Genomic DNA, 23,635 nt, shown 5'->3' on the forward strand with positions numbered 1-23,635 from the left:
CCCCCGTCACCGCAACCGCCGCCGGGATCCGGGCCCCGGCGCGCGAGGCGCGATCCCCCTCCGCAACGCTCGAGCCCGGACGCGGGTTTACCAAGCAGGGCCCGCATTGCTCGAGTCCAAACGCGAGGCCGCCAAGAAGGCGCGCGCTACTCCCTCTCCCACGCAGAAGGACCCGCAGCACGTTCGCTGCGGGTTCTTCGAGCATGCACGCTATTTGACGACGCTTACTTGTCGCGCGCGTCGCCCATCTTCTCGGCAAGGGCGGCCTGGCCAGCGGCCAAGCGAGCCAGCGGCACGCGATACGGCGAGCAGCTGACGTAGTCCAGCCCGATCTTGTGGAACATCTTCACGGAGTCGGGATCGCCGCCGTGTTCGCCGCATACGCCGCACACGATGTCGGGATTGCCCTTGTGGCCCAGCTCGACGCCCATCTCGACCAGCTTGGCAACGCCCGGATCGATGGTGGCGAAGGGGTTGTACGGCAGCAGGCGCTCGGCCAGGTACTGCGGAACGAACTCGGCCTCCACGTCGTCGCGGCTGAAGCCGAACGTCGTCTGGGTCAGGTCGTTCGTACCGAAGCTGAAGAAGTCCGCCTGCGTGGCGATCTCGTCAGCGGTAACGGCAGCGCGCGGCAGCTCGATCATGGTGCCCACGGGGATGTCCAGCTCGATGCCCTGCTCGGCGGCAACCTCGGCGATGGCCTCCTCGGCCACGCGACGCAGCTTCTCCAGCTCGGGCAGCACAGACACCAGCGGGATCATGATCTCGGGCTTCGGATCCAGGCCGCGCTTCTTGAGCTCGGCGCATGCCGTGGCGATGGCGCGCACCTGCATGACCGGCAGGATGGGATACACGATGCCCAAACGGCAGCCGCGCAGGCCCAGCATGGGGTTGGCCTCGCTCATCGAGTCGATCTGCTCCATGAGCTTGCGCTTCTCGGCGATAGTCGCCTTGTCGCCGCCGGTAGCCTCCAGCTTGGCGATCTCCACGTCAAGGGCGCGCGGGCTTTCCAGGAACTCGTGCAGCGGCGGATCGAGCAGGCGCACGATAACCGGCAGCCCGTCCATGGCTTCGAACATGCCCAGGAAGTCGCCCGTTTGAGCAGCCAGAAGATCGTTCACGGCCTTCTCGCGCACGGCTTCGTCCTCGTTCAGGATGAAGGTCTGGATGATCTGCTTGCGATCGCCCAGAAACATGTGCTCGGTACGGCACAGGCCGATGCCCGCAGCACCGAAACCGCGGGACAGCTCGGCGTCCTCGGGGTTGTCGGCATTGGCGCGCACGCCCAGCGTGCGGAACTCGTCAGCCCACTCCAGGATGGTGTCCAGGTCGCCGGTAAGCTCGGGAAGCACCAGGTCGACAGCGCCCAGCACCACGATGCCCGACGTGCCGTCGATGGAGATCATGTCGCCCTCGTTGATGACGACGTCGGTGCCCACCACGATAGCCTGCTTCTTCTCGGCATCGATGCGCAGCGCCTCCACACCGCACACGCACGGAGTGCCCATGCCGCGCGCGATAACGGCAGCATGAGAGGTCTTGCCGCCGTGCGAGGTCAAGATGCCCTCGGCAGCGATCATGCCGGCCAGGTCGTCGGGGTTGGTCTCCCAGCGAACCAGCACGCACTTGCGACCAGCCTCGGAAACCTCGACGGCGTCCACAGCCGAGAACACGGCTTCGCCCACGGCAGCGCCCGGAGAGGCGTTCAGGCCGCGAGCCAGCACGTCGTAGTCGGCGCTCTTGTCGAACTGCGGGTGCAGCAGCTGATCGAGCTGGTCGGGATCGACGCGCATGACGGCCTCCTCCTTCGAGATGAGGCCCTCCTTCTCCATCTCGATGGCGATGTGCAGCGCGGCAGCGGCGGTACGCTTGCCCACGCGGGTCTGCAGCATCCACAGCTTGCCCTGCTCGATGGTGAACTCGATGTCGCACATGTCGCGGAAGTGGTTCTCCAGCGTCACGAACACTTCCTCCAGCTCGCGACCGGCCTCTTCCAGACCCGCGACCTCTTTGAGCTCGGCGATAGGGCTCGTGTTGCGGATGCCCGCCACCACGTCCTCGCCCTGGGCGTTCACCAGGTAGTCGCCGTAGAATTCCTTGTCGCCGTTAGCGGGGTTGCGCGTGAACGCGACGCCCGTGGCGGAGGTGTTGCCCTTGTTGCCGAACACCATGGACTGCACGTTGACGGCGGTGCCCAGGTCGTCGGCGATCTTGTTCTGCTTGCGGTACAGCGTGGCGCGCGGGTTGTTCCAGCTGCCGAACACGGCCTCGATGGCAAGCTGCAACTGAGCCATGGGATCCTGCGGGAACTGCATCGCGCCGTCCACCACGAGGCTCGGATAAGCTTCGGCGGAAACGTTCTCGGCGAAGATCTGCTTGAACTCGGCCACGAGCTCCTGCAGGTCCTCGGCGGTCAGGTCGGTGTCGGACGCCACGCCGCGCAGGTTCTTCATAGCGGTGATGGCGTTCTCGAACAAGTCGCCGTCCAGGCCCATGACCACGCCGGAGAACATCTGGATGAAGCGACGGTAGGAGTCCCATGCGAAGCGCGGGTTCTCGGTCTGCTTGATCAGGCCGTTGATGGACTGGTCGTTCAGGCCCAGGTTCAGCACGGTGTCCATCATGCCCGGCATGGACATGGGAGCGCCGGAGCGAACGGAGACGAGCAGCGGATCCTCGGCATCGCCGATCTTCTTGCCCATGCGGGTCTCAAGATCCTCGCGGTACTCGCGGATGGTGTCGAGCGCGCCTTCGGGCCAGGTGTTGCCGGCATTGGCGTACTCCATGCACGTCTGGCACGTGATGGTGAATCCCGGAGGTACGGGCAGACCGATGTTGGCCATTTCAGCAAGGTTCGCGCCCTTGCCGCCGAGAATCGCCTTCATGTTGGTATTGCCCTCGGTCACGTTGTTGCCCTGAGCGTCCTTGCCGAACGCATAGACTCGCTTGACTTCTTCAGTCACTTTTTCTCCTTAACCCGAAGTGCTTTTCGTTACCGTTTCGAACCTTGAGTCACAGGTCTAGCCCATCATATCAGCCGATGGCGGATGAACGCGCTCATAGTAGCGCAAAATCTCTTGAGCGGTTTCCTCAACGGCTCGATTTTCGGTGTGAATGACAATACAGCCGAGTTTGCGCATCAGGGCGCGCGCCTTCTCCAGATCCTGGTAGACGAACTCGGGATCGGCGTAGCGCGAAGCCACCCCGCCGGCACGGCCGAGCCTTCTCTGGCGGATGCTCACCAGCACTTCCGCCGTGGTCATAAGCCCGAACAGCCGGGTGCGCTCCACATCGAAGATCTCCTTCGGCGGCTCCGTCGAGGGATCGAGCGGAATGTTCGCCACCTTGTAGCCCTGCTGCGAAAGGTAGATGGACGTCGGCGTTTTCGACGAGCGGGACACGCCCAAAAGCACGATGTCCGCCTGCGCGATCTCCTGCGGGTTGCGGCCGTCGTCGTGAGCGATGGTGAATTCGATGGCCTCGATCCGCCTGAAGTAGTACTGGTCGGCCACGTGCACGCTGCCCGGCGTCGTGGACGGGGCGAGCCCCGTCATGCGCGCGATGGCCCCCACGGCGCTCGTCATAAGGTCGACGGCCACTACGTCGTCGCGCGAGGCGGCGTACTCCGCCAGCCTGCGCGACAGGCCGGCGTCCACCAACGTGTAGAAGACCAGGATGCGGCCGTCGCCCGTACGCTGCCGGTGGAAAGCGCTGTGCTCGTCGATGAACGCCTCGATCTCCTCGAACGTGCGCGCCTTCGGCAGCACCTCGATGATGGGATTCGTGACGCCGAACTGGGCGGCGGCCGCACGGGCCACCGCCTGAGCCGTCAAGCCCACCGAGTCGCTTACCACATGGATGGTGGGCAGCGGCGTCGCGTTCTCGTGAACGATGAAATCGCCCATGGCGCTACTTGGCCGACTTCGCCATCTTGCCGAAGTCCGCCACGTGGGCGAACACGGCCACGAAGCGGTTCAGCAAGCGCAGGCGGTTCTCGCGCACCGCCTGGTCCTCGTCCATGATCATGACGTCCTCGAAAAAGGCGTCGATCGGCGCGCGCAGAGCCGAAAGCGCGGCGAGCGCGGCGGCGTAGTCGTCGGCGGCGAGCGCCTCGGACACGCGCGCGGCGGCCTCGTCGGTTGCGGACAGGAGCGCGCGCTCCGCGTCGGCCGCCAGGGCCTCGTCCACGTCGGCGCCCAGCTTCGCGTCGCGCAGGTTGTTGGCGCGAGCGTACGCGACGGCCAGGTTGTCGAACGCGTCGGGCGCGTTGGTGCGGGCCGCTTCGAGCGCGCGGGTGCGGGCGATAATCTGCGCCGGCTCCTCCACACCCGTGGCCAGCACGGCGTCAACGGCGTCGGGCGAGCAGCCGCCGTCGCGCAGCATGACCTTCGTGCGCGTGACGAAGAAGTCCGACACCTCGGCGCGAACCGCGTCCCGATCGAACGCCACGCCGGCCGCCTGGTAGGTGGACAGCGCCGCATCGACGGCCGCCGCCAGGGAAACGGGCAGCCCCGCCTCGAGCATGGCAACGATGCCGATGGCGCTGCGGCGCAGGGCGAACGGATCGGACGAGCCGGTCGGACCCTGGCCTACCGCGAACAGGCCGCAGATGGTGTCCAGCTTGTCGGCGGTCGCCACGATCTTGCCCACGTTGGACGCGGGCGGCTCATCGCCGGAGAAACGCGGACGATAGTGGTCGGCGATGGCGCGTGCCACCTGGTCGCTTTCGTTCGCGGCCTCGGCGTAGTACGACCCCATCACGCCCTGGACGCTGGTGAACTCCACCACGGCGTTCGTCACCAGGTCGGCCTTGGCCAGATACGCGGCGCGCTCGGCGTCGGCGGCGTCGGCTTCGGAAAGCCGCGCGTCGCAAGCCAGGTGCTTCGCCAGCGCCACGATGCGGTCGGTCTTCGCCTTCATGGTGCCGAGCGTTTCCTGGAACACCACTTCGTCCAGACGATCGACGTATGCCTCAAGCGGGCGCTTGAGGTCTTCTTCGTAGAAGAACTTGGCGTCGGACAGGCGGGCGCGCACCACGCGCTCGTTGCCGTCGATGATGGTGGAAGCATGCGCCGGGTCGCCGTTGCTCACCACGATGAAGTTGTTGGTCAGCTTGTCGTTCGCATCGTACAGCGGGAAGTAGCGCTGATGCATGAGCATGGCGTCGACGATGATCTCCTCGGGCACGCGCAGGAACTCCTCGTCGAAGGTTCCCACCAGCACGGTCGGCTGCTCGCAGAGGTTCGTGACCTCCAGCAGGGTCTTCTCAGGCAGCTCGGCGCGAGCGCCCGTCTGCGCCTCGGCCTGCGCCACGCCGACGCGAATGACCTGCTCGCGAGCCTGTTCGCTCGTCACCACATGCGCAGCCTCGACAACGTTCAGCAGGTCGGCGGCCGTGGCCACCTCGTGCGGGCCGGGCGCCAGGAAGCGATGGCCGCGCGTCAGGTTGCCGGCCGTCAAGCCCGCGAAGGAAACGGGGATCACGCGCTCGTCCAGCATGGCCACAAGCCAGCGCACCGGGCGCGAGAAGTACTCGCTCGTGGTGCCCCAGCGGCAGGACTTCGGCCACGAGATGCCCTCGATCACGCCCTCCAGCACGCCGGGCAGCAGCTCGGCCACGTCGCGCGCGGGAACGCTTCTCGCAGCGAACACGTACTCCACGCCGTTCTCCTCGCGGCGCTCGAGCGCTTCGACGTCGACGCCCTTGCCGCGCGCGAAACCGGCGGCGGCCTTCGTCGGGTTGCCTTCGGCGTCGAACGCGATCTTAGCGGACGGACCGCGGAACACCTCGTCAAGGGCCTCGGTTGTATCGGCCACGTCGGACACCATCGCGATCAGGCGGCGAGGCGTGGTGTAGATGGCCACGTCGCCATGCGGTATGCGCACTTCGTCGAGCGCGGCCGGGACCAGCTTCTCAAGCTGAAGCGTTGCCTTGTGCAGATCGAACGCCGGAATCTCCTCGGTGCCGATCTCGAATGCGAGCGTATGCAGGGTGCTCATCGTGCCTCCTCCTTTCCTGCCTCGACGTCTTCGGCGGGCTTGATGCCCACCACGTGCTCCATGTAGCTTGCGCACACGGCCTTCGCCAGCGTGCGAACGCGCAGGATGTAGGCCATGCGCTCGGTTGCGGAGATCACGCCGCGCGCGTCGAGCAGGTTGAAGGTATGGCAGCACTTGAGCACGCTGTCGTAAGCGGGCAGCGGCAAGTCGGCCTCGAGCGTGCGCTTGCACTCGGCTTCGCGCTCGTTGAACTCCTGGAACAGGAAGTCGGTGTCGGCCACTTCGAAGTTGAACTTGGAGTACTGGCGCTCGTTTTCCAGGTACACGTCGCCGTACGTGAACGTCACCCCGTCGGCTCCCCGGCTCCACACGATGTCGAACATGCTGTCCACGCCCTGCACGAACATGGTCAAGCGCTCCAGGCCGTAGGCGATCTCCACCGGAACCGGGCTGCACTCGAAGCCGCCGACCTGCTGGAAGTAGGTGAACTGGGTCACCTCCATGCCGTCGATCCACACCTCCCAGCCAAGGCCCCAGGCGCCCAGCGTCGGGCTTTCCCAGTCGTCTTCCACGAAGCGGACGTCGTGCGCGTCCACGTCGATGCCGATGGCGCGCAGGCTGCCTAGGTACAGGTCCTGGATGTTGTCGGGCGAGGGCTTCATGAGCACCTGGAACTGGAAGTAGTGCTGGGTGCGGTTGGGATTCTCGCCGTAGCGGCCATCGGTAGGACGGCGGCTGCCCTGCACGTAAGCCGTGCGCCACGTGTCGGGTCCCAACGAGCGAAGCGTGGTAGCGGGCGCGTTCGTGCCGGCGCCCACCTCGTTGTCGTAAGGCTGCAGGATAACGCAGCCCGCGTTTGCCCAGTAGCGCTGCAGGTTCATGATGACGTCCTGGAACGTCGGCGGCAGCTGATCGGCAGCCCCCTGCTGCTGCGCCAAAGCGTTTGCAGTTTCGGTTGACATGGCTCTCCTTGTCCTCGTACGGAATCCCTCAGTGTGTTCGAACGCCCGCTATTCCAGCAGGCCGAAATTGCTCAAAGGCCAGTACACCAGCGCCCCCCGACCCGTAACCGAGCTGACCGGCACGGCGCCGAAGAAACGCGAGTCCTGCGAGTTGGTCCTATTGTCGCCCATCACCCAGATGAAGCCCTGCGGAACCGTGTAGGGATAGGTGACGTCGCTTGCCAGCGGATACGACGGCAAGCCGTTGGTGTAAGGTTCGGAAAGCGCCCTGCCGTCCACGTAGACCAGGCCGCTGTCGTCGATGGTGACCGTCTGCCCGCCCACGGCGATGCAGCGCTTGATCAGGACGCGCCCGGGAATCTCGGGGTCTTGGAACGTCACGATGTCGCCCGGCGCAGGCTCGCGGAAATAGTAGCTCACCTTTTCGGAGAACACCATGTCCCCCGTCATGATGGTCTCTTCCATGGAGCCGGAAGGAATCTCGTACGGCTGAAACACGTAGGTCCTTAGCAACCACGACAGCCCGAAAACGAAGGCCACCATGATGACCAGGCTGAAAAACGACCTGAGTATGCTCGGACGCTGACGATCGGCGTGCTGACCGGAATTCATGAAGCCTGCTTATCCTTTCGATGCGGGCGCGCGGCGCCCGAATGAGATCACGAGTGCCTATGATAGCGCGTCCGAGCGACCCGCCCGACCCGTTCGACAAAGTTTGCAGAAAAATCCCGATCACCGGGCGAAAGAGGGCGAAAGAGCAAAAGCCGCAGCAAGGCGAAGCCCCCGAGCTGCCGGGCGAACGCGGCGCGCGCACGAAAAACCGCCCTCGCTGGCAGGTTTTGACGGTTAGAGGTCATCGATGGACCCCTCGTTTTCGCCAACGATCAAGCCGATTTGCATTCCACCAGGTCAGAGCATTGCGAAGACAAAACCGAACGTTCGAACGAAACCTGCGGGCCGGCCAAACGACCTCAAACCGTCAAAAGCTGCCACGGAACGTGATTTTTCGTGCGCTGAGCGAGAATCGGCCGGTCGCGACGCGGCAAAGGCCAGCTAGACCGCGGAACAGCAAGGCGGCTGCCCGCCTTCGCCGCCTTACAGGGCGTCGAGAAACTTCCGATCTTCGGAAGACAAGTTCACGACATCGAGCAAGTCGGGGCGCAAGCGATAGGTGCGCTCCAGGCTGCATTCGCGACGCCAGCGAGCCACAGCTGCGTGGTTTCCCGACAAAAGAACCGGCGGAACCTCCATACCGCGAAACGAAGCCGGACGCGTGTACTGGGGATACTCCAAAAGGCCGTCGGCGAAGCTCTCGCCGAGAGCGCCTGTCTCGGCTCCCAGCACGCCCGGAACCTTGCGCACCACAGCGTCGATGACCACCATGGACGCCAGCTCGCCGCTCGTAAGCACGTAATCGCCCAGCGATATCACGCGATCAGCCAGCGTGTAGGCGCGCTCGTCGATGCCTTCGTAATGGCCGCACACGAACAGCAGACGGTCTTCCTGCGCCAACTCGCACGCCAGCGCGTCATCGAAAGGAGCCCCATGCGGGCTCAGGAAAATCGTGCAGGGGCGCGCAGGATGCCTGGCTACGATGTCATCGTGCGCCTCGAAGATGGGCTCGCATTTCATGACCAGCCCGTCGCCGCCGCCGTACGGGTCGTCGTCGGTAGTGCGATGCCTGTCATGCGTCCAATCCCGCAGGTCGTGCGCCTTGAATTCCAATAGGCCCTTCTCCTGCGCGATGCGCATCATGGAAGACCCCATAACGGAATCGTACATGGACGGAAACGTCGAGAGCGTCTCGATGATCACGGAAGGGTCCTTTCAGGCAAACGAAAAGCGCCGCAAAAGGACGCTACAGATCGAGCAAGCCGTCGGGCAAGGCCACGTCGATGCGGCGGGCATCGTCGTCGAAACCCACAACGAAGGCATCTACCAACGGGATGAGCGCCGATCCGCTCCCGTCCTCTCGGGCAACCGAAAGAAGCGTTTGGCCGGGATTCTCGAGCACGTCCTCCACAACGCCCACGTACCCGATGCAAGCATCGTGCACCTCGTAGCCCGCAAGGTCGTCGTCAACCGCGACCAGCGCATTTTCAGGCAGATCAGCCCGTCGAACCAGGCAATGACACCCAGCCAGCAGCTCTGCCGTGTCGATGCTGTGCACGCCTTCGAATGTGACCAGGTACGCGTCTTTCCCCTCGTGCTTCACGCTTTCCACGATACCGCGACGCGGCCCGTCATGCCGAGGCGGAACGAACGCCACCTCCAGGCCTTCGGACAGCAAAAAGGGAAGACCCGGCACGCTGCGCGCGACGAGCCCTCCCGATAAGGTTTTTGTTCGAGCCAGTTCGGCTACGTTAACCCATGCACGCATTTAATCGAGAAGTTCCACTTCGACATGCGTGTTCGTACGAGAAGCAGCAGCACGGGCAAGGGTGCGGATAGCCTTGATGACACGACCCTGGCGGCCGATCACCTTGCCAGCGTCCTCTTCATGCACGCGCACCTCGACGAGGATCGTTCCGTCCTCCGCGTTGCTCGCCGTGATCTCGAGATCGTCTTCGAACTCGATAAGCGGACGTACAACGGATTCAACCAGACCGACGATGTCTTCCGTCTGCTCGGCCATAGGATTTACGCGTTCTCGCGGGCGCGCCTGATCAGCGAAGCGACCGTGTCGGTCGGCTGTGCGCCGTTCTTGATCCACTGGTCAACCTTGTCCATGTCAAAAGACACCATGGCAGGCTCGGAGCAGGGATTGTAACGACCCACTTCCTCGATGAACTTACCGTCGCGCGGGCAGCGCGAATCGGCAACGACGATGCGGTAGTACGGACGCTTCTTGGCGCCGTGACGGGCCAGGCGAATTTTAACTGCCATGAAGATGAACTCCTTTTGCTTCTTACATACGATTCATGCCTCAACACCGTCATTACGGTGTAGGGAAAACAGCAATTGCTTATGATACGGCGAAACTACCGGTTTGACAAGCGGATTACCAAGCCGAATTTTAAGCGTTTCAGGCCAAACGCGCAAAGCGAGGTGCAATCGTCCTCGAAAAGCCCACGTTTGAGCGCGTCCGACATGTGCGCGGCAACCGTCGCAATGGCGGAATGAGCGCACTTGACTCGCCCAACGCAGTGTAGTATTCTGCCAAACCAATCAAATAGGATATCTGCCGCCGGGTAGATCAAGACGCGAGCATGCGCACTTTCATCAGTAGGCCTGAGAAGATGAAAGAGGCGGCATGCTTTTTTATTGGGAGGAATTATGAACTGGCTATCTTGATCATTGCCGGACTGTTCGAAACGTTCTGGGCATACGAGCTCAAGCTTTCGGAAGGGTTCACGAAGCTTGTCCCTAGCCTGCTTACCGTTGGCGGCATGATCATCAGCTTCGGGCTTTTGTCGCACGCGCTCAAAACGCTGCCGCTCAGCATCGGGTACGCGGTATGGACGGGAATCGGCATGGTCGGGGCGGCCGTCCTGGGCATGGTAGTGCTCAAGGAGCCGGCAAGCGCGCCTAAGATCATCTGCATCGCGTTGATTGCCGTGGGAATCATCGGCCTCAACCTTACGACGCACGAAGGATAGCAGCGACGACACGAAGGAGAAGAACATGAAGAGATTCATCGCCGAAGACTCGTTTTGGAACCTGTTTCCCAAGTCCGCCATCGGCATCATCGTCGTTCGCGGCATGAAAAGCGCAAGCGACGTGCCCGCCGACGATGCCGCCGAAATCTCGAGGCTGCTGCGCGACGCGAACGAGCAGGCGAACGCCTACCTGACCAGCAACGTGATTTCCGAAAACGAGCCCGTCAAGGTATGGCGCGAAGCGTACCGGCAGTTCAAAACGAAGAAGGGCGCGCGCTGCTCGATCGAGAACCTGCTCAAGCGCGTGCTGAAGGGCAATCCTGTAGGGTCCATCACGCCCTCGGTCGACATCTACAACGCCGTTTCCCTCAAGTACGCCCTGCCCGTCGGCGGCGAGGACATCGACTCGCTCGTCGGCGACTTCCGCCTGGGCATCACCGAAGGAGGCGACGCGTTCACGCCTATCGGAGAGGACGGCGACGACCCCACGCTGCCGGGCGAGCTGTGCTACCGCGACAACATCGGAGCCGTATGCCGCTGCTTCAACTGGCGCGACGGGCAGCGCACGGCGCTTTCGGACGATTCGAGCAATGCGATCCTCGTCGTGGAGTGCTTGGAACCCGAACGGCGCGAAACGCTGGAAACCGCGCTTGACGAGTTCGCCGCCCTCATGGAGCGACACCTAGGCGCAACCGTAACGACGCGCACCGTGATCGACCGCGAGCATCCGGAAATCGTCATTGCCGAGTAACTGCGAAAGAGCGTCTTGCGCCATCCGGCAAACCGACGGCGCAAGACGCTGGGAACAGCCTAGACCAGGCTGCGAACTAGCCTCAGCAGCCGCGGTTTTCGCGTGCGGTGCTCTTGTAGAAGATATGCACGTCCTCGTAGGCGCCCATGAAGTTGACGAAGCCCCCGGGAATGGTGCCGACGCGCGTGAAGCCCATATCCTCGTACAGGTGAATGGCCCCCTCGTTGCTTGCCACCACCGCGTTGAACTGCAGGCCTTGAAAGCCCTTCTTTGCCGCCTGCTCGAGCGAATCCGCTACAAGCGCACGGCCGAGCCCGACGCCGCGCGCGCTTGACGCTACCGCATAGCTGGCGTTGGCAATGTGCGCGCATCGACCCACGTTGTTCGGATAAAGGATGTACAAGCCGAACAGCTTCGAGTCGATGGCAGCCACCGTCGTCAGAGCCTGCGCGGCGAAAAACTCGCGCGCCGTATCGATCGTAAGCGGCTCGATCTGCGGAAACGCTTCCCCGCCTTCGACCACTTCGTTCCACACCTTGATCATGCCCGGAAGATCCTCTTCACGATACGGGCGTATCTCGAGCGCCATGGCGCGCCTCCTGTCGTTTATCGCCGTCAACCTGCGCGGAGCGAACGCGCCGCGCAGGCAAGTATAGCAGAGGCCGGCACCCGCCCGAAAGCAACCGGCAACCGTCGGCAAACGAAGATCCGCCGGCAGTCGCCGGCGGAATCATGCTACTGCCCCATCATGTCCTGGAGCTTTTTGATATCGGACATGCTCATGCCGCCCATGCCGGGTATCCCTCGACGTCGACGGCCCTTCTTGCCCTTCTTTCCCTTTCGACCGCCTTGCATCTCCTCCATGGCGGGCATCATTTTCTTCATCATCTTCTTCGTCTCGTTGAACTTCTTCATAAGCTGATTCACGTCCGAGACGGTGACGCCCGCACCCGCCGCGATGCGCGCGCGACGGCTCCCGTTCAGGAGGTCGGGCTTTTCGCGCTCCGCTTTCGTCATGGAGTTGATGATGATCTCCATGTGGTCGAAGGCGCCCTCGTCCACCTGGCCGGAGGCCATGGCCTTGTCACCGCCCGGCAATGCGCTGATCAGCTTCGAGACGCCGCCCATCTTGCGTACCTGGCGGTTCATTTCGATGAAGTCGTTCAGGTTGAGCTGCGCCTTCATCATGCGCTCGGCGGACTCGGCCTCGATCTCCTCCTGCTGCACCGCCACGGCGCTTTCAATGAGGCTGACCACGTCGCCCATGCCCAGGATGCGCTTCGCCATGCGGTCAGGATGGAACTCGTCAAGCGAATCGGGCTTCTCGCCCGAGCTGATGAACTTGATGGGCTTGCCGGTGACCTGCTTGATCGACAGCGCGCCGCCGCCGCGGGCGTCACCGTCCATCTTCGACATGATCACGCCGTCGAAATCAACCCGTTCAGCGAACGCGCTGGCCACGTTCACCACGTCCTGGCCGGTCATGGCGTCCACCACCATGAGGATTTGATCGGGCTTGACCGCGCGCTTGATGGCCTCGGCCTCGTCCATCATCTCGTCATCGACGTGCAAGCGGCCCGCCGTGTCGACGATGACCACGTCGCGCAGGTTGTCGATGGCGTCCTGCACGCCCTCAGTCGCGATCTTCACGGGATCCTGCCCGTCGCCGCGGTACACGCGCACGCCGATCTCGCCGCCGAGCGTTTCCAGCTGATCGGCCGCAGCGGGACGGTACACGTCGCAGGCAACCAGCAACGGAGAGTGGTTCTCTTGCTTCAAGCGGTACGCCAGCTTCGCGGCCGCGGTGGTCTTGCCGGAGCCCTGCAAGCCCACCAGCATGATCACGTTGGGTATGCGGCTCGACAGCACCAACTTGGAGTCCGTGCGCCCCAGAAGTCCGGTCAGCTCGTCCAAAACGATCTTGATGACGTTTTGAGCAGGCGTGAGCGAGTCAAGCACCTCTGCGGTCAGGCAGCGCTCCTTCGTGTTCGCGACGAAAGCCTTGACCACCTTGAAGTTGACGTCCGCTTCCAGAAGCGCCATGCGGATCTCGCGCATGGCGCCGTTGATGTCGTCCTCGGTCAGGCGGCCCTTGCCGCGCAGACCGGAAAATATGCCTTGAAGGCGTTCGGAGAGGTTTTCGAGCATGGTCGGTAGGCTCCTCGTCGTATGCGTCGATTAAGCGTAGTGGTTCGAATTATACGACAGCAATCCCGCTCCGACCACAAACACACAAGCAATCCGACCGCGCTTCGGAAACACGCGCGTCTCTCGGCGGCGGCATCGTCGACGACGCCGATAGTGCGCTGGACATGATAAGCGGCCCGTTCGACGAATTCGCTCGAAAGCGAAGGGCTCGCCGACAGAGCTCGTTGAAAGGCTCTCTCTGATGAAGCGCTGAGGTTCATGAGGCTCTTCCGCCCGAGCTTCGGCCTGCCTTTGAGCTTCTGCACGCGCAAACGCGCAGCAGCGCAATACCCGAAAGCCGCCCCTTGAAACTGGCGACAAGATCGCAAGCGGCCACCACGCGTGCGATTCTTCCCTTAATGTTGCGTTCGGAGGACGCGTTGGGAGATGATCTTCGATAGGGGTATGCATATTGCCTGGTCGCAGGTATTCTCCGTTAGCGGACGAGTCTCAACATGCGCTCGAACGCAACATTAAGGGAAGAATCGCACGACAAGCAAGCTACTCCATAGTAAACGCCACCCGGACCGGCTCTGCTACGTCGAGCGGTTCAAGCACGGGGACATGGACCGCAGGAACCTGCTCTTCGAGCACGAAGCGCACGACCCATCGGGAGATCGGGACCTCATAGCGTACTGGACCAGGCAGTATCCTCGCAATATCGAGGATGGTTCAGTATAGAGCCCGGAAGAATTTGGGAGCAAATAAGAAGCCGTGACAATTCCGAGCGCACGGAAGGCCGTATCTTGGCCGCATTCGAAAACGCGACCAAGGCTTTACCAGCGAAGCGACCGCAAGCGCACGCTCGGCACCTGATTCTTTCGTCGCAGGTGCCGATTCACGCCCAAACTTGCGAACCCTCCCGCCCGGCCGCTCTGCTAGCTTCGTTCGTCGAACTCGCCGACGAGGGCGCGCGCGAAATCGTGGGCATCGAACTCCTTGAGGTCGTCAAGCCCCTCCCCTACGCCGATCTTGAGCACGGGAAGGTTCAGCTCGTGAGACACCGCGAGCGCGATGCCGCCCTTGGCCGTGCCGTCCAGCTTCGTGACGATCACGCCGTCCAGATCGAGCGCGCGATCGAACTCGCGCGCCTGCTGCAGGCCGTTCTGCCCGGTGGTCGCATCGGTCACGAGCACCGTGTACACGGGCATGTTCGCGCGCTTGCGCACCACGTTCACCACTTTCTCGAGCTCGCGCATGAGGTCGGCCGACGTATGCAGGCGCCCGGCGGTATCGACCAGCACCAGGTCGGCACCCTCCTGCTCGGCGCGCTCGATGGTGTCGTAGCACACGCTGGCAGGATCGCTGCCGCGCTCGCGCGTGCACACGGGCACGTCCGCGCGGCGCGCCCACACCTCCAGCTGCTCGATAGCCGCCGCGCGAAACGTGTCGGCGCTGCCTAGAAGAACCTTGCGCCCCTCGTCGGTGGCCGCTTTGGCGATCTTGCCCACCGTGGTGGTCTTGCCAGTGCCGTTGATGCCCACGAACAAGACGATGGCTTCGCCGCCGCCGAACACGTCCTGGCCGCCTTCCGCAAACGTGCTGGCAATCTGGTCGTTCAGCAGGTCGAGCACGGCGTACGCGTCGGGCAGCGCCTTGCGGGTGGCCTGGTCGCGCAGGTTCTCCACGATCTCGGACGCGGCAGCGCCGCCGATGTCGGCCAGGATGAGCGTTTCCTCCAGGCCGTCCCAAAACTCTTCGTCCAAATCCGGGCCGCGGTCGAGCAGAACGTTCATCTGCTCCTTGAACTTGTCGCGCGAACGGCTCAGCCCTTCGCTGATCCTATTGAAAAATCCCATGTCGGGCTCCTTTCTCAGCAACTTGAACAGTGTAGCTCAAAAAAAGCCCCCCGTCAGCGACGCAGATTCCCCTGAAGCCCGCCCCCCGCAAACATCGCGCCCGTCCCATCCCCTGGCTCCCTCGCAGACAGAAGCGAACCGCCCTGCACCACGCACAACGCCTGCAAAGGAGCCGGGCGGCGGTGCCCACCAAGCGAGTTCCGCACGAGTCGAACCGCCCAGCGGGCTGTTCGCGCGAGCTCAGGATTGTTCGAGCGGCTGGGCACCGCCGCCCGGCGCCCGAAGGCTATTCGGCATGGCGCAGAGCGTTCTCGAGCTTCTGGCTGACCACCTTCGTCACGCCGTCGGCCTGCATGGACACGCCGAACAGCACGTCGGCCATCTCCATAGTGCGACGCTGGTGCGTGATCATGATGAGCTGCGTGGAGTCGCGCAGCGATTCCAGGTACGCCGTCAAGCGACGCAGGTTCGAATCGTCCAGCGCGGCCTCCACCTCGTCCAGGATGTAGAACGGCGTCGTGCGGATGCGGTACACCGCGAACAGGAGCGCAAGCGCCGTGAGCGATTTCTCCCCGCCGCTCATGAGCATCATCTTCGTAATGCGCTTTCCGCGCGGCTGCGCGGTCACCTCCACGCCCGTGGCCTCCAGATCATCCGGATCAACCAAGGTCAAATGAGCCGAACCGCCCGGGAAGAGCACGGCGAATATCTCCTGGAAGTTCTTGTCGACTGCTTCGTAGGTGCGAATGAAGTCCTCTTTCATGCGTGCATCGATAACGCGGACGATCTTGGAAAGCGACCGGCGGGCGCCGTCCAGGTCGGCCAACTGCGCAGCCAGGTAGTCGTAGCGGCTCTTGAGCTGCTCGTACTCTTCGGCGGCATCCGGGTTGATGGTACCCATGTTGGCGATGCGACGACGCAGCTTGAAAGCGGCATCCTCGGTTGCCCCCCGGTCCTCGAGCTCGGGGGTCTCGAGCGCGCGATCGAGCGGCACGCCGCAATCGTGGACGATGGCGTTGACCGCGCCTTCCACCTGAACCTCCAGGCGGCCCTTCTCCACGCGAGCCTCGGACAGGCGGGCGTTCGCGGCATCGAAGGCATCATGCGCAGCTCGCGCCGCTGCGCGAGCCTCGTTGACCGCAGCGTGCAGGCCAGCCGACGAATCCTGTGCAGCCGTCGCCGCTTCCTCCAGATCGCGCGTCCAGCGGCGAGCGCTCGCGGTAAGCTCCTCGAACAGCGCAAGCAAAGGCTCGATGCGCTTTTGAGCCACCGTTTTGCGCACAAGGGAATCGCGCGCTTCCGCATCGCTTGCATCGACGGCTTCCAGATCGCGCGTTCTCGCGTCCACCATGCGCGACGTGTACGTTTCGCGTTCGGACAGTGTTGCCGCCTTGAGCTTCGCTTCCGAAAGCGAATCGCGCAGCTGCGCCGCAAGCTTGCGCAGGGGAACCACCGTATCCTGCGCCTCCTGGAGCTTCGCCGCGCCCTCGTCCAGGCTTTTCTTCAACTGAGCCAGACGCTGCTCGAGCGCCTCCACCGAAGGGCGAGCCTCGGCAACGGTGCGCTCGGCCTGCGCTCGCTGGCCCTCGATATCGGAGAACTCACGGCGCACCGAAGCCAGCTTCTCCTCGGCTCGTCGGGCGTCTGCGCGCGCCGCGTCGGTCTTGCCTCGCAGCTCGGCCAACTGCTGCGACAGCTTCAAGCTGTCGGCCTGCGCGCTGCGCAGCGTTTCCTCGGCAGCCTGAGTGCGCTTTTCCGAAGCGGCGCGCGTCTCCTCGGCAGCCGACAACCGAGCGCGCAGCTCATCGGCGCGTCGAGCGCGCGCGAGAACGCCCTCGGCATCCTCGACCGTCGCCGAACCAACCGTCACCTTCCCGTTCGGCCATACGACGCACCCGTCCGTCGTGACGAAACGAGCACCAGAGAGGTCGCGCGCATGAGCCGCGAACGCATCTTCCCGGCTATCGCACACCACCACATCGCCCAGAAGCGCCTCGACCGCGCGAGACGCCTCCTCGGGATACGAGAGATCGTCCACCAAGGCACGGCCGAGCCCCGCTTGCGCAGCAGCGCGCGCAGGCGCCGACGTCGTCTGCTTCCCCGCGCGGGAAACGAGCACGACCTCGCCCTGCTCGTCGCAAGACAGAAGAGCAGCCGCAACCGCGCTCGCGCGAACCTCGTCGTCCACCAACAGCGCCGACACGTCCGCGCCCAGCAAGCGCTCCACCAGCGCCTCGGCACCGGCGGGCGCGCGCACCGCGCGGGCGATCGGCTCGATCCCCGCCTCCAGTTCGTCGGCATGGTCCAGCAGCCATGCGAGCGCCGGCCCCGAGGCCGCTGCGGCGCGCTCAAGTTCCTCAAGACCCTTGATCTCCGAAGACAGCAGGGTTGCGGCCTCTCGCGCCTGATCAAGCTCCGCGCGCGCCGATTCGCGTGCAACCAAAGCCTCGCCAACCTTCGCGCGCGCAGCAGCTTCCCGCTCGGTCAACGCAGCCAGTTCGGCTTCGGCCTGCGCTGCGGCTTCGGCCTGCGCTGCGGCTTCGGCCTTCGCACGGCCCAACTGAAGCTCCAGCTCCTTGCCGTGGCCTTCAATCAACTTCACATGGGCAAGCCCGCTTGCCAAAGCCTCCTGCGTCTCGGAAAGCTCACGGCGCGCCTGCTCCTGCGCGCGCTCGTCAGAGCGCTTGGCCTTCTCGATATCCTCGAGCTCGCGCTCGAGGTCTCGCCTGCGTTTGGCGTTTTGAGCCTGCTCCTCGGTCAACCGGGCAACGGCCGCATCGGCAGCCTCGCGACTTGCGCGAACCTCGGCCAACTGCGCCGCCGCCTGCGCACGGTCCGCTTCCGCCTGAGCGCGCTTGACCTTGTTCGATTCCAGCGTAACGCGCAGGTCGGCTTCGTAGCTTTGCGCAGCGCGGCGCTTCTCGTGCAGCAAAAGCACCGCGCCGTCGAACCGCTCGACAGCCGAAGACGCGCGCCGATGCCGACGGGCCAGGTCTCCCGCGTCCACGCTTTCGCGCCGAATCTTCTCCTGCAGCTCTTCCGCATGTGCCTCGGCGTTGCCGATGGCAGCCCGCTTCTCTTCAAGCTCGGCCTGAAGAGCCTGCTCGCGGGTTTGCGCGCCGTCCCATGCTCGGCGCAGCGTGCGCAGGTCGTCAACGGCCAGCGACAAGCTCAAATCGGACAGCTCGGCCGCCAGCCCCTGATAGGTGCGGGCGCGTTTCGCCTTGCGCTCGAGCGGACCCAGCTGACGCTCCACCTCGGCTGCAACGTCCTTTACGCGCGCCAGGTGGGCGTCCATGGCCGCCAGCTTGCGCTCGCTTTTCGCCTTGCGCTGCTTGTGCTTGAGAACGCCAGCCGCCTCTTCGATGAGCGCGCGACGGTCCTCCGGCTTCGATTGCAGAATGGAATCCAGGCTTCCCTGGGAGATGATGGAATGCGTGCCCGTGCCCAACCCCGAATCGTGCAGGATGTCGAGCACGTCCATGCGCCGCGCGACCGTGCCGTTGATCAGGTACTCGCTCTCGCCGGAGCGGTACATGCGCCGCGTGATGGCCACCTCGCTGTAATCGACCGGAAGCGTGCCGTCCGAATTGTCCAGCACCAGGTCCACTTCCGCAACGCCCACGCTCTTGCGCGCCGAGGACCCCGCGAAGATCACGTCCTCCATGGCCTGTCCGCGCAGGTGCTTGGCATTGCGCTCGCCCAGCACCCACAGCACGGCATCGGAAATGTTGGACTTTCCCGATCCGTTCGGGCCGACCACGGCAGTGATGCCCGGCTCCATGGCCAGGACGCTGCGGTCGGCGAACGACTTGAACCCTTTGAGGACCAGTGACTTCAAGTGCATGTGAGGCTACCCTTGCTTGCGCTGCTTCGCGCGCTCTCGTTCGGACTTCTTGCGGGCCTTCTGCTCGGCGCGTGCAGCAGCCTTCTCTTCCTTGGCCTGCTTAGCTGCGGCGGCTTTCTCCGCGCGCACGCCCTCGTCGACGCCCAGGCCGAAGAACTCGCCCAAACGAGCGAGCGTGCTTTTGGCGGCCTGGCTCTCGGCCTCCTTTTTCGTGCGCCCGGTGCCGCGGGCAAGCCCCTGCGACCCGGCGAACACCTGCGCCACGAACGTGCGGTCATGCGGCGGCCCCTGCGTTTCCACCAGCTTGTACGTAGGCGTGATGCCGTCTTCTTGCAGCTTTTCCTGCAGCGCGCTCTTCGGGTTCTCCGGCTCCTTCGCCATGTCAACCGACATGCGCGGAATAAGCGTTTCGCGCACGAAGCTCACGGCAGCGCCCATGCCGCCGTCCAGAAACAGCGCAGCCACCACGGCCTCGTACACGTTCTCGAGCGCAGAATGCAGTCCGCGCCGACCCGTTCCCGTCTCGGAAGACCCGAACACGATCACGTCCGTGAACCCCAGGCGCTCGGCTACCTCCGACAAGCTCGCGCCCGAGACGAGAGCCACCTTGATGCGCGTCAAGCCGCCTTCGTCCAGGTCGTGAAAGCGATCGAACGCGATAGTGGCCACGATGGCGCCCAAAATGCTGTCGCCCAAAAACTCGAGCCGCTCGTAGGAGTACTTGACGGCCTTGCCTTCGGTAGCCGAAGGGTGGGTTATAGCCGAAAGGAGCAGTTGCTCTTGATTGAACCGGTATCCCAGGATGCTCTGAGCCCGATCGAGCTTGCCGCGCTGCTCGTCGGTCAGCATCATGGGAGTTTCGAACCTCTTGTCAAGATTCGAAACCGAAGGCTCATTGGAATCGAACAGGTTCTCAAGCGTCATTCTTGACCGCCGTTTCCCGGAGCGCCCGCCTGGACGCCCGTAGCCGTCTGCGCGATTATATCCGTAATGCCCGCACGTACGAAGTTCGCCGTGGTCAGAACGCCGCTCTTTACCGCATAGGCGTTCGACGAGCCATGCCCCACGATGCATGCGCCCTTCACGCCAAGAAGCGGCGCGCCGCCGTACGTATCGGGACTGACCTGCGCCATAAGCTGCTTCAAGCCGCCCTTGATGGTCAAGGCGCCCAGCTTGGTAACCGGCGTCGCCATCATGACGTCCTTGAGCGTTTTGAACAGCACCTTGGACGTGCCCTCGATGGTCTTCAAGCACACGTTGCCCGTGAAGCCGTCGGTGACGATCACGTCGTAGGTGGCGGCCAGGATGTCGCCGCCTTCAGCGTTGCCCGCGAAGTTGGAAAGCTGCTCTTTCAGCAGCTCGTGAGCCTCCTGGGCGAACTGGGATCCCTTCGTGTCCTCCTCGCCGATGTTCAGCAGGGCGGCGCGAGGGTTCTCGATCCCGAGGATCTTCTCGGCATACACCGACGCCATGCGGCCGAACTGCACCAGGTATTCCGGCTTGCAGTCCGCATTCGCCCCCACGTCGCACATGACCACGGGACGAACCGGCGACGGGATGACCGTCGCAAGCGCGGGGCGCGCTATGCCTTTGATGCGGCCCATGACCAACGTCCCGGCCGCCAGGCAGGCCCCCGTAGAGCCCGCAGAGAAAAACCCTTGCGCCGCGCCCTCTTTCACCAGGCGGCAACCCACCACGATAGACGAGCCCTTCTTCTTGCGCACGGCGTTTGCCGGATGCTCGGCCATGCCGATAACCTCGGTGGTAGGCTGAGCTACGCAACGCTCGTGCTGAGAGGCGAAGGGCTCGACCACCTCGGCCGGACCGCACAGGATAACGGTCAGGTCGGAATCGGTCGATAGCGCATCGGCAACGCCTTCGAGCACGACGGCCGGAGCGTTGTCGCCCCCCATGGCGTCGACGGTGATGGTAACTTTATCGGGCATGGTGTCCTCGCATTCCTCGGTGGAGTCGCGTGGACGCATGCGTCCGACCGCAATCGCGCGAGCGGGCGCATGCGCGCAGCGCATAGCTTCCTTCAACAGTATAGACGAACATGCAAAAAAGCCTCCCGGCTCGTCACGCAAAAAGCGTGATGTGCGGGGAGGCTTGTCAAGGCGCGGACGTAAGCGCTCGCGCGCAGGAGACGGTTAGTCCGTCTCGATGACCTCGCGGTTCTTGTAGAAGCCGCAGTTCGGGCACACGCGGTGCGGAAGCTTGGCTTCGCCGCACTGGGGGCACACGGAGCGGGAAGGCGCCGCGATCTTGTCGTTGGTGCTGCGACGGGCATGAGTGCGGGCACGGCCCATTTTGCGCTTAGGTACTGCCATGATCTCTATCTCCTTGCTTTTTGCCGAGCGGTACGCTCGCTCGCTTTCGCTTAGTAAACACGCGAAGTGGTATGGTACCAAAGGTTTGTGGGTCCCGCAAGGGTCCTGCGAGGTCATTTTTGCAAACGGCATGCAGGATTCATAAACCACTGGCACTTTCACGACAAACGCATCGTTGATCATAGCGCAAAACCAGCCCTACGTGCTCGAAAAGCGCCAAGATGCGAGAGAAGAGCACGCGTGCAGGAAGTGAACCTAGGAGGCTCCGAACTGCATGCGGTAGTAAGCGGCGTACGTGCCGCCCAAAGCCAGCAAGTCCTCATGGGTGCCCAGCTCCGCCACGCGGCCGTCGTCCACCACGGCGATGAAGTCCGCCCCGCGAATGGTGGACAGGCGATGCGCGATGATGAGCGTGGTGCGTCCGGCCGACAGCTCGTCGAGCGAGCGTTGCACGGCACGCTCGCTCTCGTTGTCAAGGGCGCTCGTGGCTTCGTCCAAGATGAGAATGCTCGGGTTGCGCAGAAACACCCGCGCGATGGCGATGCGCTGCTTTTGGCCGCCGGACAAGCGAGCTCCGCGCTCGCCCACGAACGTATCGTAGCCGTCGGGCAGGCTCTCAACGAACTCGTGGATGTTCGCGCGCCGTGCGGCCTCCTCTATCTCCGACGCCGTCGCATCGGGCCGTCCGTACGCAATGTTCTCGGAAATGCTGCCGCCGAACAGGTACACGTCCTGCTGCACGATGCCGATTGCCTCGCGAAGCGACGATGCCGTAATCGTACGGATGTCGATGCCGTCGACTTCGACCGAACCCGACTGGGGATCGTAAAACCGAGGGAGCAGCGAGCATGCGGTGGTCTTCCCGCCGCCCGAAGGCCCTACCAACGCCACGGTGGCGCCTGCAGGCACGGCCAGGTCGAACCCCCGCAGAACGTCGCGCCGACCATCGTAGCTGAACCGCACGTCGCGATAGCGAACCGCTCCCCGCGCACGCGCGCCGCACGTTCCCGCTTCGCCGCAAACGGCCGTATCGAAGCTGTGCGCCGTCCGGGCAACGCGCAGGTCCAAGGCTCCCGGCGCATCCTGGATGTCGGGCCGCACGGCCAGAACCTCCATGAACCGGCGAAAACCGGCGTAGCCCTTCTGGAACGTCTCCACGAAGTTGATCAGCTGCTCGATAGGGGAAATGAAGATGCCGATGTACAAAGCGTAGATGGCCAGATCCGTCACCGCCAGTTCGCCCTGAGCCACGAAGTAGCCGCCGCCCACTACGGTAACCGCGTACAACACGCCGATGAACAGCGAGTTCACGGCATGGAACGATCCCATGAACCGGTACGAGCTTTCCTTGGTCCCCACGAACCGATCGTTCACGCGGCTGAACTTGCCGATCTCCACGGACTCGTTTCCAAACGACTTCACCACGCGAATGCCGCCGAGGGAATCCTGCAATCGAGCATTGATGTCGGCCATTTTCTTGCGGTTCTCGGTGAAGATGAGGCGTTTGCGGTAGTTGCGCCATGCGGCGTAGGCGGCCAGCAAGACGGTCGCTCCCAGCATGATGGCGGTCAGCGGCACGTTGATGAAGAACAACAGCGCGAACGATCCCACGATCTTCAAGATGCAGATGAACAGGTTCTCCGGCCCGTGATGAGCCAGCTCCGACACGTCGAACAGGTCGGTTACCAGCTTGCTCATCATCTCGCCGGTATTGTTACGGTCGTAATAGCCGAAGCTCAAGCGTTGGTACTGCTTGAACAGGTCCATGCGCATGTCCGCCTCCATGCGCACGCCCATGATGTGGCCCCAGCTGGTGATGAAGTACTGGCACGCCGTGCGCACCGAGTACAATGCGGCGAACAGAAGGGCGATCCACCCGAGCGATGCTAAAACGACGTCGGCCGATCTGGTGAAAAAGTCCCTGGTAAAGAAGTTCAAAAGCTGAGGAAACGCCAGATCGACCGCTGCGAGCACGGTGGCGCACGCCAAGTCGAAGAAGAACAGGAACTTATACGGCTTGTAGTAGCTTGCGAATCGGGCGAACACCGTGCGCGCAGAGACCTTCGGGTCGCTTTGAGGTTTGGTCGTAGTATCCATACCGCCCATTGTAGCGCTCCTGACGCGCGCAGCATAAGACAACGGGGTCAATGTCTCGTGTTC

Annotated in this window: 19 protein-coding genes; 2 read left to right on the forward strand and 17 right to left on the reverse strand. The window is 63.6% G+C overall.

Annotation, left to right across the window (positions count from 1 at the left end):
* Positions 1 to 224: 224 nt before the first annotated feature.
* The 9 genes from ppdK to rpsP all read right to left on the reverse strand — a co-directional run bounded on the left by ppdK (position 225) and on the right by rpsP (position 9,848).
* On the reverse strand, positions 225 to 2,963 hold the full coding sequence (ppdK, locus tag LQE90_RS01390; RefSeq protein ID WP_114565808.1) for a pyruvate, phosphate dikinase: 2,739 nt from the start codon (positions 2,961 to 2,963) through the stop codon (positions 225 to 227).
* A gap of 57 nt (positions 2,964 to 3,020) precedes the next feature.
* Positions 3,021 to 3,905: a pyruvate, water dikinase regulatory protein gene (locus tag LQE90_RS01395; protein WP_114565809.1), complete on the reverse strand. Its 885-nt coding sequence runs from the start codon at positions 3,903 to 3,905 to the stop codon at positions 3,021 to 3,023.
* 4 nt (positions 3,906 to 3,909) lie between these two features.
* Entirely contained in the window at positions 3,910 to 6,000 is a 2,091-nt protein-coding gene (gene glyS / locus LQE90_RS01400) for a glycine--tRNA ligase subunit beta (RefSeq protein WP_216528593.1), read from the reverse strand.
* Complete coding sequence (locus LQE90_RS01405; protein ID WP_216528594.1) at positions 5,997 to 6,962, reverse strand: glycine--tRNA ligase subunit alpha; 966 nt, start codon at positions 6,960 to 6,962, stop codon at positions 5,997 to 5,999. The genes glyS and LQE90_RS01405 overlap by 4 nt, the downstream gene beginning before the upstream one ends.
* 48 nt (positions 6,963 to 7,010) lie before the next feature.
* Positions 7,011 to 7,574, reverse strand: a complete 564-nt coding sequence (gene lepB, locus LQE90_RS01410) for a signal peptidase I (protein ID WP_216528595.1) — start codon at positions 7,572 to 7,574, stop codon at positions 7,011 to 7,013.
* Between the two features lie 483 nt (positions 7,575 to 8,057).
* The gene (gene trmD / locus LQE90_RS01415) at positions 8,058 to 8,777 is read right to left on the reverse strand and encodes a tRNA (guanosine(37)-N1)-methyltransferase TrmD (protein ID WP_216528596.1); all 720 of its coding nucleotides are present in this window, start codon (positions 8,775 to 8,777) and stop codon (positions 8,058 to 8,060) included.
* A 43-nt stretch (positions 8,778 to 8,820) separates the two neighbouring features.
* Positions 8,821 to 9,342, reverse strand: coding sequence for a ribosome maturation factor RimM (locus LQE90_RS01420; protein ID WP_216528597.1), 522 nt, complete (start codon positions 9,340 to 9,342; stop codon positions 8,821 to 8,823).
* Positions 9,343 to 9,597: a KH domain-containing protein gene (locus LQE90_RS01425; RefSeq protein ID WP_114565815.1), complete on the reverse strand. Its 255-nt coding sequence runs from the start codon at positions 9,595 to 9,597 to the stop codon at positions 9,343 to 9,345.
* Between the two features lie 5 nt (positions 9,598 to 9,602).
* Entirely contained in the window at positions 9,603 to 9,848 is a 246-nt protein-coding gene (gene rpsP / locus LQE90_RS01430) for a 30S ribosomal protein S16 (protein ID WP_114565816.1), read from the reverse strand.
* Between the two features lie 323 nt (positions 9,849 to 10,171).
* On the opposite strand from rpsP, the gene LQE90_RS01435 reads away from it, so the two are divergent.
* Together LQE90_RS01435 and LQE90_RS01440 are read left to right on the forward strand one after the other, a co-directional pair.
* Positions 10,172 to 10,561, forward strand: coding sequence for a DMT family transporter (locus LQE90_RS01435; protein ID WP_301282387.1), 390 nt, complete (start codon positions 10,172 to 10,174; stop codon positions 10,559 to 10,561).
* A 25-nt stretch (positions 10,562 to 10,586) separates the two neighbouring features.
* Positions 10,587 to 11,312, forward strand: a complete 726-nt coding sequence (locus LQE90_RS01440; protein ID WP_216528598.1) for a B3/B4 domain-containing protein — start codon at positions 10,587 to 10,589, stop codon at positions 11,310 to 11,312.
* An 82-nt stretch (positions 11,313 to 11,394) separates the two neighbouring features.
* Here the strand turns inward: LQE90_RS01440 and LQE90_RS01445 are convergent, their stop codons facing one another.
* From LQE90_RS01445 to LQE90_RS01480, 8 genes are all read right to left on the reverse strand, one after another.
* On the reverse strand, positions 11,395 to 11,901 hold the full coding sequence (locus LQE90_RS01445; RefSeq protein ID WP_216528599.1) for a GNAT family N-acetyltransferase: 507 nt from the start codon (positions 11,899 to 11,901) through the stop codon (positions 11,395 to 11,397).
* A gap of 146 nt (positions 11,902 to 12,047) precedes the next feature.
* Positions 12,048 to 13,460, reverse strand: a complete 1,413-nt coding sequence (gene ffh / locus LQE90_RS01450; RefSeq protein ID WP_114565820.1) for a signal recognition particle protein — start codon at positions 13,458 to 13,460, stop codon at positions 12,048 to 12,050.
* Between the two features lie 917 nt (positions 13,461 to 14,377).
* On the reverse strand, positions 14,378 to 15,298 hold the full coding sequence (gene ftsY, locus LQE90_RS01455) for a signal recognition particle-docking protein FtsY (RefSeq protein ID WP_114565821.1): 921 nt from the start codon (positions 15,296 to 15,298) through the stop codon (positions 14,378 to 14,380).
* A gap of 286 nt (positions 15,299 to 15,584) precedes the next feature.
* A complete protein-coding gene (gene smc / locus LQE90_RS01460; protein WP_216528600.1) occupies positions 15,585 to 19,145 on the reverse strand; it encodes a chromosome segregation protein SMC in 3,561 nt (1,186 codons plus the stop codon).
* A 6-nt stretch (positions 19,146 to 19,151) separates the two neighbouring features.
* Positions 19,152 to 19,997: a ribonuclease III gene (rnc, locus tag LQE90_RS01465; protein WP_114565951.1), complete on the reverse strand. Its 846-nt coding sequence runs from the start codon at positions 19,995 to 19,997 to the stop codon at positions 19,152 to 19,154.
* Positions 19,998 to 20,065: 68 nt separating this feature from the next.
* On the reverse strand, positions 20,066 to 21,091 hold the full coding sequence (gene plsX, locus LQE90_RS01470) for a phosphate acyltransferase PlsX (RefSeq protein ID WP_216528601.1): 1,026 nt from the start codon (positions 21,089 to 21,091) through the stop codon (positions 20,066 to 20,068).
* A 204-nt stretch (positions 21,092 to 21,295) separates the two neighbouring features.
* On the reverse strand, positions 21,296 to 21,475 hold the full coding sequence (gene rpmF, locus LQE90_RS01475; protein WP_114565823.1) for a 50S ribosomal protein L32: 180 nt from the start codon (positions 21,473 to 21,475) through the stop codon (positions 21,296 to 21,298).
* Between the two features lie 255 nt (positions 21,476 to 21,730).
* On the reverse strand, positions 21,731 to 23,581 hold the full coding sequence (locus tag LQE90_RS01480; RefSeq protein WP_216528602.1) for an ABC transporter ATP-binding protein: 1,851 nt from the start codon (positions 23,579 to 23,581) through the stop codon (positions 21,731 to 21,733).
* Between the last annotated feature and the right edge of the window lie 54 nt (positions 23,582 to 23,635).

This window comes from Paraeggerthella hominis (genome assembly GCF_021044775.1).
Lineage (GTDB): Bacteria > Actinomycetota > Coriobacteriia > Coriobacteriales > Eggerthellaceae > Paraeggerthella > Paraeggerthella hominis.

Excerpts from the sequence above, each read along its gene's own strand:
- rpmF (WP_114565823.1), bottom strand. The coding sequence starts at position 21,475 with ATGGCAGTACCTAAGCGCAAAATGGGCCGTGCCCGCACTCATGCCCGT.
- LQE90_RS01445 (WP_216528599.1), bottom strand. The coding sequence starts at position 11,901 with ATGGCGCTCGAGATACGCCCGTATCGTGAAGAGGATCTTCCGGGCATG.
- smc (WP_216528600.1), bottom strand. The coding sequence starts at position 19,145 with ATGCACTTGAAGTCACTGGTCCTCAAAGGGTTCAAGTCGTTCGCCGAC.
- plsX (WP_216528601.1), bottom strand. The coding sequence starts at position 21,091 with ATGCCCGATAAAGTTACCATCACCGTCGACGCCATGGGGGGCGACAAC.
- LQE90_RS01395 (WP_114565809.1), bottom strand. The coding sequence starts at position 3,905 with ATGGGCGATTTCATCGTTCACGAGAACGCGACGCCGCTGCCCACCATC.
- rpsP (WP_114565816.1), bottom strand. The coding sequence starts at position 9,848 with ATGGCAGTTAAAATTCGCCTGGCCCGTCACGGCGCCAAGAAGCGTCCG.
- LQE90_RS01480 (WP_216528602.1), bottom strand. The coding sequence starts at position 23,581 with ATGGGCGGTATGGATACTACGACCAAACCTCAAAGCGACCCGAAGGTC.
- ffh (WP_114565820.1), bottom strand. The coding sequence starts at position 13,460 with ATGCTCGAAAACCTCTCCGAACGCCTTCAAGGCATATTTTCCGGTCTG.
- LQE90_RS01435 (WP_301282387.1), top strand. The coding sequence starts at position 10,172 with ATGCGCACTTTCATCAGTAGGCCTGAGAAGATGAAAGAGGCGGCATGC.
- rnc (WP_114565951.1), bottom strand. The coding sequence starts at position 19,997 with ATGATGCTGACCGACGAGCAGCGCGGCAAGCTCGATCGGGCTCAGAGC.
- LQE90_RS01420 (WP_216528597.1), bottom strand. The coding sequence starts at position 9,342 with ATGCGTGCATGGGTTAACGTAGCCGAACTGGCTCGAACAAAAACCTTA.
- glyS (WP_216528593.1), bottom strand. The coding sequence starts at position 6,000 with ATGAGCACCCTGCATACGCTCGCATTCGAGATCGGCACCGAGGAGATT.
- LQE90_RS01440 (WP_216528598.1), top strand. The coding sequence starts at position 10,587 with ATGAAGAGATTCATCGCCGAAGACTCGTTTTGGAACCTGTTTCCCAAG.
- ftsY (WP_114565821.1), bottom strand. The coding sequence starts at position 15,298 with ATGGGATTTTTCAATAGGATCAGCGAAGGGCTGAGCCGTTCGCGCGAC.
- lepB (WP_216528595.1), bottom strand. The coding sequence starts at position 7,574 with ATGAATTCCGGTCAGCACGCCGATCGTCAGCGTCCGAGCATACTCAGG.
- LQE90_RS01425 (WP_114565815.1), bottom strand. The coding sequence starts at position 9,597 with ATGGCCGAGCAGACGGAAGACATCGTCGGTCTGGTTGAATCCGTTGTA.
- LQE90_RS01405 (WP_216528594.1), bottom strand. The coding sequence starts at position 6,962 with ATGTCAACCGAAACTGCAAACGCTTTGGCGCAGCAGCAGGGGGCTGCC.